The sequence below is a fragment of the Flavobacterium sp. AK-301 genome, from assembly GCF_058310215.1.
Genome location: NZ_JBZEES010000059.1, coordinates 1 through 511, shown reverse-complemented (window position 1 = coordinate 511; position 511 = coordinate 1). Strand labels below are relative to the sequence as shown.

The window sequence follows — 511 nt, the reverse complement described above, 5'->3', positions numbered from 1 at the left end:
ACCTATACTAAAAACAAGGCAGAATACAGTAGTACCGAAAAAGCAGAAGACGGAAGCGAAAGCACTACCGTTTCCGATGCATTAGGAAGAACCATCCGTGCAGGAGCAAAAAATGCCGAAGGCAAATGGGCATTTAAAAGCTATCAGTATGACCACCATGACCGAGTAATTAAAGAAAGCGAACCCTATTTTGGCTCATCCGCTTCGCTGTGGAATACCGTTACCTATGATCTTTATGACAGACCAACAGAATCCGTTGCCGCTACAGGAAGAGTCACTAAAATTACCTATGCCCCATTACAAATAACCGTTGATGATGGCGTAAAAACCAGCACCACCGTAAAAGACGCCATAGGCAATATCGTTTCCGTTACCGATCCCGGAGGCACCATCCATTATACCTACTATGCCAACGGAAATGCCAGAACCACCATATACGATCAGACCGTTATCACACAAGAACAAGACGGCTGGGGCAGAAAGACCAAGCTAACCGATCCTTCCGCAGGTA

1 protein-coding gene is annotated in these 511 nt (G+C 45.8%); it reads left to right on the top strand.

Going from position 1 to position 511, the window contains the following annotated elements:
• Positions 1-511: hypothetical protein (locus tag AC4FQX_RS15240; protein ID WP_491168574.1), on the top strand; the 511-nt coding region annotated here is incomplete at both ends.